Source organism: Candidatus Accumulibacter phosphatis (assembly GCF_000024165.1).
GTDB lineage: Bacteria > Pseudomonadota > Gammaproteobacteria > Burkholderiales > Rhodocyclaceae > Accumulibacter > Accumulibacter phosphatis.
This window is the reverse complement of sequence record NC_013194.1, coordinates 310,909-324,612: the sequence shown is the minus strand read 5'-3', so window position 1 is coordinate 324,612 and position 13,704 is coordinate 310,909. Positions and strand designations below refer to the sequence as shown.

Here is a 13,704-nt window from a genome sequence, read left to right as displayed (position 1 = left end):
GATTTTGAGCATATCACATGGCCCCCGACTTGGCGCCTGGAATCCGTCCCGGAAGTTCCTCCGGCAGCGACCCTGGAGAGCGTCGCGCGCTGCGCCGGGCGCTGCTCGAGCGCCGACTGGCCCTGCCGACCGCCGACTGGGCGAGCTATTCGAGCCGCGTCTGCGCCCATCTGGAGGCTGGTTTTCCGCAACTCGCCACAATGGCAGTGGGTTTCTGCTGGCCGCAGAAGCAGGAGCCGGATCTCCGGCCGCTCATCGAAAGGTGGGCCGTCGCGGCCAGAAAGGGATTTCGCGCGCTGCTGCCGGTGGTGCTCGCGGAGAACCGGCCACTGGCCTTTCGCGCCTGGTCTCCAGACACCGTGATGCTCGCCGACCGCTATGGAATCCCGACGCCGGCTACCGGCGAGTTCCTGATCCCGGAGGCGCTTCTGCTGCCGGTGAATGGCTTCGACGCGGCCGGCTATCGCATCGGCTACGGCGGCGGCTACTTCGACCGCACGCTGGCTGCGCTCCACCCGCGCCCACTGGCCATCGGCGTCGGCTTCGAACTGGCGCGCCTCGATTCGATCGGCCCCGAGCCGCACGACCAGGTGCTCGACGCCATGGTCACCGAGGCGGGACTCTTTCGCCCCGCCCGCCCGACGACGTGAGGGTCGCCAGCGGCACAGCCTGCCGGCCTGGTGCGTCGGGCGGACACACGCATTTCGGGACGCTGATGCCCGCTGGCGAGTCGCGACGCTAGGCCAGGAACAGCCTGTAAGCGGGGTTGTCGGTTTCGTTCCAGTGCGCGTAGCCGAGAGTTTTCAGAAAGACCTCGAAGTCATCCAGTTCGTCCGGTGGCACCTGCATGCCGACGAGGACGCGGCCGTAGTCCGCTCCATGATTGCGATAGTGGAACAGGCTGATGTTCCAACCGGCGCTCATTCGGTTGAGGAAGTTCATCAATGCACCCGGGCGTTCGGGAAACTCGAAGCGGTAAACGATCTCGTTGGTGATCTGCGGCGAGCGTCCACCCACGAGGTGCCGAACGTGGCCCTTGGCCATTTCGTCGTCGGTCAGGTCGAGCGTCGGATAATCGTGCCGGCGCAGGTGATCGAGGAGTCTGACCGACTCGGCGCGCGAAGCCACCTGAACGCCGACGAAGATGTGTGCGGCACGCTGGTCGTTGTAGCGGTAATTGAACTCGGTGACGTTGCGCGCACCGATCAGCGACAGGAATTGCCGGTAGGCGCCAGGCTTCTCGGGCAAGGTAACGGCGAAAACCGCCTCCCGCTGCTCGCCGATCTCGGCGCGCTCGGCCACGAAGCGTAGACGATCGAAGTTGAGGTTGGCACCGGAAGCCGTGGCGACCAGTGTCCTGTCCTTGAGCCGGTGGCTGGCCGCGTAGGCCTTGGCGCCGGCGACGGCAAGCGCGCCGGCTGGTTCGAGCACTGCCCGCGTATCCTCGAAAACATCCTTGATCGCCGCGCAAATGGCGTCGGTGTCGACCAGAACCATTTCATCGACATACATCTGACAGAGGCGAAAGGTTTCCTCGCCGACGTACTTGACCGCCGCCCCATCGGCAAACAGCCCGACGTGCTCCAGTCTGACGCGCTTGCCGGCGTTCAACGAACGCGCCATGGCATCGGCGTCGGCAGCCTCGACACCGATGATCCTGGTTTCCGGCCGCAGACGCTTGATGTAGGCAGCGACGCCGGAAATCAGGCCGCCGCCGCCAACGCAACAGAAGACGGCATGAATCGGCTGCGCGTGCTGGCGCAGGATTTCCATGCCGATCGTACCCTGCCCGGCGATCACCTCCGGATCGTCGAAAGGATGCACGAAAGTCAGCTTCTCGGTTTTCTCGAGTTCGAGTGCGTGCGTGTAGGCGTCGTCGTAGGACTCGCCCGCCAGGATCACCTCGGCGCCTCGCGCCTGCACCGCCTGCACCTTGATCTGCGGCGTCGTCGTCGGCATCACGATCACCGCCCGGCAACCCACCTTGTTCGCGGCCAGGGCGACGCCCTGCGCATGATTCCCGGCGGACGCGCAGATTACCCCGCGCTTGAGCTTTTCTTTTGAGAGGTGAACGATCTTGTTGTAGGCGCCGCGCAGCTTGAACGAGAAGACCGGCTGCAGGTCCTCGCGTTTCAACAGGACGCGGTTACCGATCCGCGCGGAGAGGCCCGGCGCGAAGTCGAGAGGCGTTTCGATGGCGACGTCGTAAACCCGCGCGTTGAGTATTCTCTCGAGGTAATCCGTGTGCATGGTGGCGGACAGAGGGGGCTTCGGAGCCGGCGATTCTAGCAGCCTAGGCGACACCTGGCGTTCGTGAGTCGGGCCAGGCGACCCGCCTCACGACCATGCAGGAACCTACCAGTTGGTTTCCCGCTCGGGGGTAGCCGTGATCTTGTGGATCGACAGGTCAGCGCCGTTGTATTCCTGTTCCTGATCGAGCCGCAGTCCGACGGCACCTTTCAGCAGCCCGTAGACCAGGCAACTGCCGATCAGGGCAATGGCGATCGCCATGCCGGTCATCAACAGCTGCGGCATCAAGGCGACGCCACCGATGCCGCCAAGCGCCTTGCTGCCGAAGATCCCGGCGGCGATGCCGCCCCAGGCGCCACAGAGCCCATGCAGCGGCCAGACACCGAGCACATCGTCGATCTTCCAGCGGTTCTGAGTCAGCGTGAACATCATCACGAACATGCCGCCCGCGACACCCCCGACGATCAGCGCACCGATCGGGTGCATCACGTCGGAGCCGGCGCAGACCGCGACGAGACCGGCGAGCGGTCCGTTGTGCACGAAACCGGGGTCGTTCCTGCCGGCGACCATGGCGACCAGCGTGCCGCCGACCATGGCCATCAGCGAATTCATCGCCACCAGGCCGGAGATCTTGTCGATCGTCTGCGCACTCATGACGTTGAAACCGAACCAGCCGACGGTCAGAATCCAGGCGCCCAACGCCAGGAAGGGGATCGATGATGGCGGGTGTGCCGAAACCCGCCCTTCCTTCGTGTATCTCCCGTAGCGGGCGCCGAGTAGGACGACGGCGGGCAGGGCGATCCAGCCGCCCATCGCATGCACGACGACCGACCCGGCGAAGTCATGGAACTCCTCACCATAGTTGGCCTTTAGCCACGCCTGGACGCCAAACGCCTGATTCCAGGCAATTCCCTCGAAGAGCGGGTAGATGAAGCCGACGATCAGGAAGGTCGCCGCCAGTTGCGGGTAGAACCTGGCCCGCTCGGCGATGCCGCCCGAAACGATAGCCGGAATCGCCGCCGCGAAGGTCAGCAGAAAAAAGAACTTGGTCAGTTCGAAGCCATTCTTCTGCACCAGCGTCTCGGCACCGGCGAAGAAGTTGACACCGTAGGCGATGCTGTAGCCGACGAAGAAGTAGGCGATCGTCGATACCGAGAAGTCGGTGAGGATCTTCACCAGCGCATTGACCTGGCTCTTCTTGCGGACCGTGCCCAGTTCGAGGAAGGCAAAGCCCGAATGCATCGCCAGCACCATGATGCCACCGAGCAGGATGAAGAGAACGTCGCTACCAGACTTGAGTGCTTCCATGGCTCCCCCTGAAATTTTCGTCGAAGCCATCAAGCAATCTTCAGGCCAGCATTAGATGGTGCAGTGATTCAATGACTTGCGCTCCATCAAGGGGAATTTATGCACCACAACCGGGCATTTTCGCGCCGATTGCACCAGGACAGGGCCATACGCACCACTTTGTGCTGCGTTCAGGCTATTCTGGTGCAGCGCCGGGCGGCAGGAGCACCCACATCTGCCCTTGCTGTTTCATGCGCCCGGCCTGCATGCCGGCCTGCGCACCGAAGCCCCAGAACAGGTCGGCGCGTACGACGCCACGAATCGCGCCGCCGGTATCCTGGGCCAGAACCAGACGACGCAAGGGTGTCGTCGACGCCGGTAGGCTGGTCGACAGGAACACGGGGGCGCCCAGCGGCACGTGCCGAGGATCGACGGCGATGCTGCGCTCGGGAGTCAGCGGCACGCCGAGAGCTCCGCTCGGGCCTTCGGCAGCGCCATTCTGGCCGCTCTTGATCGCTTGTTCGCGGAAGAAGACGTAACTCGGGTTGGCGTTCAGCAGCTCACCGACGCGCGCCGGATTCGCCCGCGCCCACTGTTTGATCCCTTGCATCGACACCTGGTCGAGAGTCAGTTCGCCGCGGTCGACAAGCACGCGGCCGATCGACTGGTACGGGTGACCGTTCTGGTCGGCGTAGGCGAGGCGCGTCATGCTGCCGTCGGGGAGTTTGACTCGCCCCGAGCCCTGCACCTGCAGGAAGAAGAGTTCGACCGGATCATCGACCCATAGCAACGCGCGATCGGGGCTGTCCTTTTCCCGGCTGGTGATCTCGGCGCGCGAGTAGTAGGGGACGACCTTGTTGCCGTCGAGACGACCGCGCAGGCGCATGTTCTTGAGCTCGGGGAGGACCGCGCCCAGATCGATGGTCAGCAAGTCGGTGGGGACGCCGAGCACGGGCTGCAGGTAAGGCTTGCCGCGTGTCCGCGCGCCGCGCAGCAGCGGCTCGTAGTAGCCGGTGACCAGGCCACCCGTACTGCCATCCGAGTTGGTCAGCAACCAGGGCTGCAGACGCGCTTCCAGGAAGCGGCGGATGGTGGTGGTGGACGGACTCGTGAGACCCTTTGCCTCGTCGCAGGCGGTCTTCCATTGCGGCCACTGCGGTCGGCTGGCAAGCGCGCGGCACGATAGCAGGAAGGCAGGCCACGCGGCCGCCAGATCGTCGTCACCCCATCCCGGAAGTTCGCTCCAGCGGGCGGCCTGTAGCAGCCTCGCCGACGGCGGTGACGTTGTCGTCGCCGCCGGCTGCGCCTGTGTGCCGCATGGCGGGCAGGCCGGGCAGGCTGGACAGGCGGCGGGAACCTCGCGGGTGCCGTTGGTACCGCCGCAGGCGGTGAGCAGCGCGGTAAGCAGCGCGGTGGCGAGGAGGCGCCGTGATTGGCTTTTGGGCATGGTTTTGGCTAGAGTGTCGGGTTCGTCAACCCGCGAAGTATACTGTCCGATGAGCGACCCATTCCGGCAACTTGCGAGCTTTCTCGCCCGCGCCGAACAACTTCTCGAGCGTATCGAGCCCTTGCTGCCGCCCGCTTCGCCGCTTCCCGAGTGGCACCTGGCCAGCGCGTTCCGCTGGCGCACACGCCGCGGTGTGGGCTACCTGCAGCCGATCGCGAGATTGCCGGCGATCCGCCTCGCCGACCTGCAGGACATCGACGAGCAGAAGGCGCGGATCGACACCAACACGCGCCATTTTGTCGCCGGCCAGCCGGCGAACAACGTGCTGCTCACCGGCGCGCGTGGATCGGGCAAGTCGTCACTGATCAAGGCCCTGCTCAACGAATATGCGGCCAATGGCCTGCGCGTCATCGAGGTCGAGAAGGGCGACCTGACCGACCTGCCCGACATCGTCGAATTGACCGAAGGGCGCCCCGAGCGCTTCATCATTTTCTGCGACGACCTCTCGTTCGACGCCGGCGATGCGCGCTACAAGGCGCTGAAGGTCGTGCTCGACGGTTCGCTCGCGGCGCCGCCCGAGAATGTCCTGATCTACGCCACTTCCAACCGCCGACATCTGATGCCCGAGTACTTCGCCGAGAACCTGGAGAGCCGGCGCGTCGGCGAGGAGATCCATCCGGGAGAGGCGATCGAGGAGAAGATCTCGTTGTCGGAGCGCTTCGGGCTGTGGATTTCCTTCTATCCCTTCGACCAGGACGCGTATCTCAACATCGTCGCCCACTGGCTGAAAGCCTTCGGCTGTCGCCACGACGACATCGCGGCTGCCGAGCGCGACGCGCTCAACTGGGCGCTCGAACGTGGTTCGCGCAGCGGCCGTGTCGCCTGGCAGTTCGCCAGGGACTGGGCGGGTCGACACAGCGGCGTGCTGCCGGTACGTCCGCGACGGCAGCGCACGAAGGCGGCGCCTACCGACGCTGCCAGTGCTACGCGCAAGCGCCCGGGGAATGCACCTTGAGTCAGCGGCCGTGCGCAACGTCGAGAAGGAGCGGCAAATGAACGTGGTTGGCGAGGGTGCGACCCCGATCACGGAGGTCGCGGCCGCCGTCCTGCTCCGCGGCGATCCGGCGACGCCGGAGTTCCTGCTTGCCCAGCGCCCCGTCGGCAAGGTCTACGCGGGCTATTGGGAGTTTCCCGGCGGCAAGGTCGAGGCGGGCGAAACAACGCGCGCGGCGCTGGTGCGCGAACTGCAGGAAGAACTCGGCGTCACCGTCGACCAGGCCTGGCCATGGGTCTGCTGCGAGTTCACCTATCCACACGCAAGGGTTCGTCTGCGTTTCTTCCGCGTCACCTCGTGGCACGGCGAGATTGCACCGATCGAGCACAGCGGCTTCGTCTGGTCGAAGGTCGGCGCGGCGGCGAGTGTGGCACCGATCCTGCCGGCCAATGGCCCGATCCTGCGTGCGCTGGCACTGCCGCCGGTCTACGCGCTCAGCCATGCCGAGGAGCGGGGAGTGGAGGCGGAACTGACGCGGCTCGCGCACGCCCTGTCATCAGGGCTGCGCCTGATCCAGGTGCGCGACAAGACGCTGCCGCGAGCACAGCGCAGGCACTTCGCGCACATGGTCGTGACCTTGGCGCGGGGCTTTGCCGGTGCCTGCGTTCTGGTCAACGACGATCCTGAACTGGCACGCACCGTCAGCGCCGACGGGCTCCACCTGTCCTCGAGGCGGCTCTGGGAGATCGACCGGCGACCTGATTTCGATCGTGTCGCCGCCTCGTGCCACACGCCAGCCGACCTTGCCCGCGCTGTCGAACTGGGCCTCGATTTCGTCGTTCTCGGTCCGGTGCTGCCAACCGCCAGCCATCCTGAAGCAAGGGCAATGGGTTGGGAGCAGTTTTCGCGTCTGCTCGAACACTCGCCGCTACCGGTCTATGCCCTTGGCGGCCTGCAGCCGAATATGCTCGACACGGCCCGGCGCCACGGGGGGCATGGTATCGCGTTGATGCGCGGCTGGCGCTGACGCGGCGCTTCTCGCTTGCCGCTTCGCCAGCGCCGGCAGCCTCACCCCAGACAGAGAATCTGCACGCTGCGCGCCGGCAGCGTGCTCGTCCGCTCGCGCTGACAAGCCGCGAAAGGGGACTGGGCGCTGCTGTCGCAGACCTGCCACCAGACGCCGGCTGGTAGCAGGAAGGAAACCGGGATCTCATCACGGTTGATCAGGCAGAGCAGGATCCGGTGATCGTCGGCCTGGCCGTCCGTCGAGGTCTCGGGAGCAAGCTGCAGACCGAGTGCGCCAAGCTTGCCGGATTGCCAGTCGGCAACCCGCATCGGCCGTCCTGCGGGATGCCACCAGACCACATCGGGTTGTCCCTCAGCGTTCCCCTCGCCAGTCAGCCAGCGGCGGCGCCGCAGTTGCCGGAAACGCTGGCGCAAGCCGATCAACCCGGCGACAAAAGCGACCAGATCGGCGTCGGCACTCCGCCAGTCGAGCCAGGTCATGGCATTGTCCTGGCAATAGGCGTTATTGTTGCCCGCCTGCGTGCGACCGATCTCATCGCCACTCTGCAGCATCGGCACGCCTTGAGAAATCAGTAGCGTCGTCAGCAGCGCGCGCTGCAGGCGGCGCCGCCTTTCGAGGACGGCCGGATCGCGGCTCTCGCCCTCCTCCCCGCAGTTCCAGGAGAGGTTGTGGCTGTGCCCGTCGCGATTACCTTCGCCGTTGAGCTCGTTGTGCTTCTCCTGATAGCTGACCAGATCGCGCAAGGTGAAGCCATCGTGCGCGGTGATGAAGTTGACGCCCGCCTGCGGCGCCCGTCCAGCGAAACGAAACACTTCACTCGATCCGGCCAGCCGCTGAGCCAACGCCGCGACACCCACCCCGCCCGTCAGCCAGAAGGCGCGCACGTCGTCGCGGAAGCGGTCATTCCATTCGCTCCAGCCGGGCAGAAAGCGGCCCAGGTGATAACCATCGGGTCCGACGTCCCACGGCTCGGCGATCAGCTTGACTCGCTGGAGTACCGGATCCTGCCGCTTGGCGGCAAGAAAGGCGCTGTCGCGGGTCAGTGTGGCGGCGAGGTCGAAGCGGAAACCATCGACGTGCATGACCTCAACCCAGTAGCGCAGGGAGTCCATGACCATCTGCAGAACCCGCGCATTGGCGAGATTGAGCGTATTGCCGCAACCCGTGAAATTCTCGTAGCTGGCCAGATTGCCAGCCGGTAGCCGGTAGTAGCTCAGATTGTCGATGCCGCGAAACGACAGGGTCGGGCCCGCTTCGTCGGTCTCCGCCGTGTGATTGAAGACGACATCGAGAATGACCTCGATGCCGGCAGCGTGCAGCGCACACACCATCGTCTTGAACTCGGCAATCACCGATTGCCCACCAATCCGGGCGGCGTAACGTGGTTCCGGCGCGAAGAAGGCGAGCGAGTTATAGCCCCAATAATTGACGCGGCCCTCGTTCACAAGCCGTTGCTCGTCGAGGAAGTGGTGCACCGGCAGCAGGCTGAGAGCGGTAACCCCGAGCCGCCGGTAGTGCTCGATCATCGCCGGTGCGGCAAGACCGGCGTAGGTGCCGCGCAGGGCCTCGGGAACTCCGGGGTGCTGGCAACTGATTCCCTTGACATGAACTTCATAGAGTACCGTGTCAGCCCAGGGTACCGCCAACGGCGCATCACCGCCCCAGTCGAAGTGTTCGTCGACGACACAGGCTTTCAGGCGGTGCGCCGGATCGTCCTGCGCCGGCCACGAAAAGCGGCCGACGACTTCCCGCGCGTAGGGATCGAGCAGCAGGTGCCGGGCATCGAAGCGATGGCCGCGATCCGGGGCGGAGGGGCCGTGAACGCGATAGGCGTAACAGAGTCCGGGAGCGGCGCCGGCGAGGTAACCATGCCAGACCTGATCGGTACACTGCTCCAGATGCAGCGCGCGCATCTGGCCGCCCTCGAAGAGGCATAACTCGACCGCTTCGGCATGCGCCGAAAAGAGAGCGAAGTTGACCCCCCGCCCGTCCCAATGGGCGCCGAGCGGCCACGGCCGCCCGGCTTGCAAGCGCATGCCGTCGATCACGGGACCCATTCGAGATAAAGCCCGGCGAGCGGGGGCAGAGTCAAGCTGACCGACCATTCCCGTCCGTGCGCTGGCACGTACTCCGCATACACCGGCTCATAGCCGTTGCCGACGTTACTCCCCCCGTAGTACTGGGAATCGGTGTTGAGGCGCTCGCAGTAGCCACCCGGCACCGGCACGCCGATACGGTAGCCCTGGCGGACGACCGGCGTGAAGTTGCCGACATAGAGAACGGCGCGCGAGTGATCGCGCGACCAGCGGACGAAGGCGACGACCGAGCAGTCGGCATCGTCGGGCGCCATCCACTCGAAACCAGCCGGCTCGAAATCGACCTCGTGCAGTGCCGGATTACTGCGATAGATGCCGTTCAGATCGCGAATCAGGTCGTGCATGCCCGCATGCAGGGGGAAGTCGAGCAGACCCCAGTCGAGCGACGTGTCGTGATTCCACTCGTTCCATTGCCCGATTTCGCCGCCCATGAACAACAGCTTCTTGCCCGGATGCGCCCACATGAAGGCGTAAAGCGAACGCAGGTTGGCAAACTTCTGCCAGTAGTCGCCGGCCATCTTGCTGAGCAGCGAGCCCTTGCCGTGCACGACTTCGTCGTGCGAAAGCGGCAGGACGAAGTTCTCGGTGAACGCGTACATCATCCCGAAGCTGAGTTGATTGTGGTGATACCGGCGATGCACCGGATCCTTGGTCATGTAGTCGAGGACGTCGTGCATCCAGCCCATGTTCCACTTGTAGTGGAAGCCGAGACCGCCCATCGACGGCGGGCGACTGACCATCGGCCAGGCAGTAGACTCCTCGGCATGCGTATCGGCGGCCGGGTGCTCCTGGCCGAGAACCTCGTTCATCCGCCGCAGGAAGGCGACGGCTTCGAGGTTCTCGCGCCCGCCGTACTGATTCGGCAGCCATTGCCCCTCCTCGCGGCTATAGTCGCGGTAGAGCATCGACGCTACGGCATCGACGCGCAGGCCGTCGATGCCGTAGCGCTCGATCCAGAACAGCGCGTTGCCGATCAGATAGTTGCTGACTTCGCGGCGGCCGAAGTTGTAGATCAGCGTGCCCCAGTCCTGATGCATGCCTTCGCGGGGATCGGCGTGCTCATACAGCGCCGTGCCGTCGAAGCGGCCGAGACCGTGTTCGTCGGTCGGGAAATGCGCCGGTACCCAGTCAACCATGACGCGCAGTCCGGCGGCATGACAGGCACCGACGAAATTGCGAAAGCCGGTCGGGCTGCCATGGCGGGCAGTCGGCGAGTAGAGTCCCAGCGGCTGGTAGCCCCAGGAGCCGTCGAACGGATGCTCCGAAATCGGCAGCAGTTCGATATGGGTAAAGCCGAGGCCAACTACGTAAGGAATCAGCGTCTCGCTGATTCGCTGCCAGTCAGGGAAGCCGCCATCGTCGGCACGCCGCCACGACGCCAGATGGACCTCATAGATCGACATCGGCGCGCCCAGCAGATCGCCGGCCGGAATCGACGTCGGATCCACCGGGGGTGGCAGTTCACAGACGATCGACGCCGTCGACGGCCGCATTTCCGCCTGAAAGCCATAAGGGTCGGACTTGAGCGGCAGCAGAAAGCCGCCGTGGGAACGAATTTCGTACTTGTAGTGGGCGCCGGCACTGACCCCCGGGAGGAAGATCTCCCAGACGCCGCATTCGCGGCGCAGGCGCATCGGGTGGCGACGACCATCCCAGGTATTGAAGTCGCCAACGACGCTGACCCGTTGCGCATCGGGAGCCCAGACCGCGAATGCGGTGCCGGGAACGCCATCGATTTCGCAGAGATGCGCGCCGAGGCGCTCGAAGGGTCGCAGGTGCGAGCCCTCGGCAAGTAGCCAAACGTCCATCTCGCCCAATACCGTGGCAAAACGATACGGATCATCGGTTTCCTGCACGCCGTTTTCCCACTCGATGCGCAACCGGTAGGGAAAACTGATGCGGCGGCGGGGGATGAGTCCTTCGAAGTAACCTTCGACTCCCTCGACCTCGCGGTGCTCGAGTTCGGCAAGCTGCCTCCCGGTCTTGGCGTCGAGCACTGCAACCGAGCGCGCTCCCGGTTGCAGGCTGCGGACCCACAGGAAACCGTCGGCATCGACGTGCATTCCAAGGACGGCGTAGGGGTCGCCGTGTTCTGCCCGGCAAAGGGCAACAATTTCTGCAGTGTCAAGCATTTGAGACGTCCTTACGTAGTGTGTGTGCGTATGTTCCAGGTATCGTTGGCGTAGTCACTGATGGTCCGGTCGGCCGAGAAGGGACCCATTCCGGCGACGTTGAGAATGGCCTTGCGCTGCCACTCGTCGGAGTTCAGATAGAGGGCGTCGACACGCTTCTGGGTGGCCACGTAGTCGGCGTAGTCGGCGAGCAGCAGGTAGTGGTCGCCATAATGAAGCAGGCTGTTGAAGATATCGTGATAGCGCGGCCGTTCGCCGGGCGAAAAGAAGCCGCTGTCGATGCGGTCGAGGGCCTCCTTGAGGGCAGGATCGTCGCGGTAGATGTCCATCGGCCGATGCCCGGCCTGCCTGATTGCCGTGACCTGGGCGGTGTTGTTGCCGAAAATGAAGATGTTGTCGGCACCGACGTTGTCGCGAATCTCGATGTTGGCGCCATCCTCGGTGCCTATGGTCAGCGCCCCGTTGAGCGATAGTTTCATGTTGCCGGTACCCGACGCTTCGGTGCCGGCGGTCGAAATCTGTTCCGAGAGATTGGCGGCCGGCATGATCAGTTCGGCGACCGAAACACCGTAGTTCGGAATGAAGACGACCTGCAGCAGGTCACGCGTTCGCGGATCGTTGTTCACCACCGCCGCGACATCGTGGATCAGCCGGATCACCTGCTTGGCCATGTGATACGACGATGCCGCCTTGCCCGCGAAGATGACGCTGCGCGGCGCCAGATCGCTGGCCGAACCGTCGAGCAGGGCGTTGTAGCGCGTAATGACGTGCAGCACGTTCAGCAACTGCCTTTTGTACTCGTGGATCCGCTTGACCTGTACGTCGAAGAGGCTGTCCGGGTTCAGCGAGATGCCGACTTCACGCGCCACGTAGTTGGCGAGGCGAACCTTGTTGTGTCGCTTCGCCGCCGCGAAGGCGCTGCGGAAAGCCGCATCGTCGGCAGTCGCCCGCAAGTCCTGCAGACGATCCAGATCAAGGCGCCAGCCCTGACCGGCGAGGCGTTGGTCGAGCAGGGCCGAGAGGCCGGGATTGGCTTGCGCCAGCCAGCGTCGCGGCGTGACGCCATTGGTCTTGTTGTGGAAACGCTCGGGGTAGAGGCGGGCAAAGTCGGCAAAGATCGTCTGCACCATGAGATCCGAGTGCAGCTGCGAGACGCCGTTGACCCGGTGGCTGCCGACGATGCACAGATTGGCCATGCGCACGCGCTTGTCGCGGTCGTGCCCGCCGCCGTCGTCGATCAGGGAAACCCGGCGCATGAGGTCGATGTCCCCAGGGTAGAGACGGACGACCTCGTCAAGAAACTCCTGGTTGATGCGATAGATGATCAACAGATGCCGCGGCAGCACGCGCTGGATCAGCGTCACTTTCCAGGTTTCCAGAGCCTCCGGCATCAGCGTGTGGTTGGTGTAGGAGAAAATGCGCCGGCACTGGTCCCAAGCCGCGGCCCAGCTCATGCCGTGATCATCGATCAGGAGGCGCATCAACTCGGCGACACCGATCGCCGGATGCGTGTCGTTGAGGTGTATCGCCACCTTGTCGGCCAGATTGGCCAAGCTGCCATTTTCGTCCAGATGGCGTACCAGGATGTCCTGCAGCGACGCGCTGACGAAGAAATACTCCTGGCGCAGACGCAGTTCGCGACCGGCGGGCGTGCTGTCATTCGGGTAGAGAACCCAGGAGATGTTCTCGAAGTGGTTCTTGAACTCGGCGGCGCGCTGGTAATCGCCGGTATTGAAGGCACCGAGGTCGATCTCGGACGGCGCCGCCGCCTTCCAGAGGCGCAAGGTGCTCACACGGTCCGTGCCATGACCCGGGATGACGTAATCGAATGCCTTGGCCTCGACCGAGTCGGCGGCATGCCATTCTGCCCATTCTTCGTGGTGTTCGGCGGTGCCGCCGAAACGCACGGTGTAGTGCTTGTTGGCGCGCGGGAACTCCCAGGGCGAACGGTCCTGCAGCCAGGCTTCCGGCTTCTCGACCTGCTGGCCGTTGAGGATGGACTGGGCAAACATCCCGTACTCATAGCGGACACCGTAGCCCCAGGAGGGCAGTCCAAGGGTGGCCATCGAATCGAGAAAACACGCCGCCAGCCGGCCGAGACCGCCGTTGCCAAGGGCGGCATCGGGTTCGCATTCCATCACCTCGTCCAGCGACGGGCCTGGCCCGCTGAAGGCAGCCGCCGCCTGATCGCGCAGATCAAGGGCGGACAGGGCATTGTTCATGGCCCGGCCGATCAGGAACTCCATCGACAGATAGTAGACGCGCCGCGCCTTGTCGTCGCGGTCGGAGTTCTGGGTGTCAACCCAACGCTGGGCCAGCTTCTCACGCGCCACGAACGACAGCGCCTGGTAGAGGTCCGCCTTGCTGGCTCGCGTCGGCTCAGCAGCCACCGCGCACAGCAGTTTGCGGTCGATCTGGGAGCGCAGCGTTGGGCTTTCGGGCTGGGGTTGGGCGGAATCGGACATCAGACA

9 protein-coding genes are annotated in these 13,704 nt (G+C 64.6%); 3 read left to right on the top strand and 6 right to left on the bottom strand.

The features are described from left to right. Positions 1-17: 17 nt before the first annotated feature. Complete coding sequence (locus CAP2UW1_RS01350; protein ID WP_012807070.1) at positions 18-650, top strand: 5-formyltetrahydrofolate cyclo-ligase; 633 nt, start codon at positions 18-20, stop codon at positions 648-650. Between the two features lie 88 nt (positions 651-738). Here the strand turns inward: CAP2UW1_RS01350 and ilvA are convergent, their stop codons facing one another. The 3 genes from ilvA to mltA all read right to left on the bottom strand — a co-directional run bounded on the left by ilvA (position 739) and on the right by mltA (position 4,984). After that, the gene (gene ilvA / locus CAP2UW1_RS01345; protein ID WP_012807069.1) at positions 739-2,250 is read right to left on the bottom strand and encodes a threonine ammonia-lyase, biosynthetic; all 1,512 of its coding nucleotides are present in this window, start codon (positions 2,248-2,250) and stop codon (positions 739-741) included. Positions 2,251-2,355: 105 nt separating this feature from the next. Continuing rightward, complete coding sequence (locus CAP2UW1_RS01340; RefSeq protein WP_012807068.1) at positions 2,356-3,558, bottom strand: ammonium transporter; 1,203 nt, start codon at positions 3,556-3,558, stop codon at positions 2,356-2,358. Between the two features lie 175 nt (positions 3,559-3,733). Next, a complete protein-coding gene (mltA, locus tag CAP2UW1_RS01335; RefSeq protein WP_012807067.1) occupies positions 3,734-4,984 on the bottom strand; it encodes a murein transglycosylase A in 1,251 nt (416 codons plus the stop codon). A 49-nt stretch (positions 4,985-5,033) separates the two neighbouring features. Between mltA and CAP2UW1_RS01330 the strand changes: the two genes are divergently transcribed. Beyond that, positions 5,034-5,999 (top strand): ATP-binding protein, encoded by a 966-nt coding sequence (locus CAP2UW1_RS01330; RefSeq protein ID WP_012807066.1) that lies wholly within the window; start codon positions 5,034-5,036, stop codon positions 5,997-5,999. 37 nt (positions 6,000-6,036) lie between these two features. Continuing rightward, a complete protein-coding gene (locus tag CAP2UW1_RS01325; protein ID WP_012807065.1) occupies positions 6,037-7,005 on the top strand; it encodes a Nudix family hydrolase in 969 nt (322 codons plus the stop codon). A gap of 41 nt (positions 7,006-7,046) precedes the next feature. Here the strand turns inward: CAP2UW1_RS01325 and glgX are convergent, their stop codons facing one another. Genes glgX through CAP2UW1_RS01310 form a run of 3 tightly spaced genes read right to left on the bottom strand, consistent with a single transcriptional unit; the run spans position 7,047 to position 13,698 of the window. Next, positions 7,047-9,062, bottom strand: coding sequence for a glycogen debranching protein GlgX (glgX, locus tag CAP2UW1_RS01320; RefSeq protein ID WP_012807064.1), 2,016 nt, complete (start codon positions 9,060-9,062; stop codon positions 7,047-7,049). Then, on the bottom strand, positions 9,050-11,233 hold the full coding sequence (gene glgB / locus CAP2UW1_RS01315) for a 1,4-alpha-glucan branching protein GlgB (protein WP_012807063.1): 2,184 nt from the start codon (positions 11,231-11,233) through the stop codon (positions 9,050-9,052). Before glgB ends, glgX begins: the two co-directional genes overlap by 13 nt. 11 nt (positions 11,234-11,244) lie before the next feature. Next, the gene (locus CAP2UW1_RS01310; protein WP_012807062.1) at positions 11,245-13,698 is read right to left on the bottom strand and encodes a glycogen/starch/alpha-glucan phosphorylase; all 2,454 of its coding nucleotides are present in this window, start codon (positions 13,696-13,698) and stop codon (positions 11,245-11,247) included. Positions 13,699-13,704: the final 6 nt, after the last annotated feature.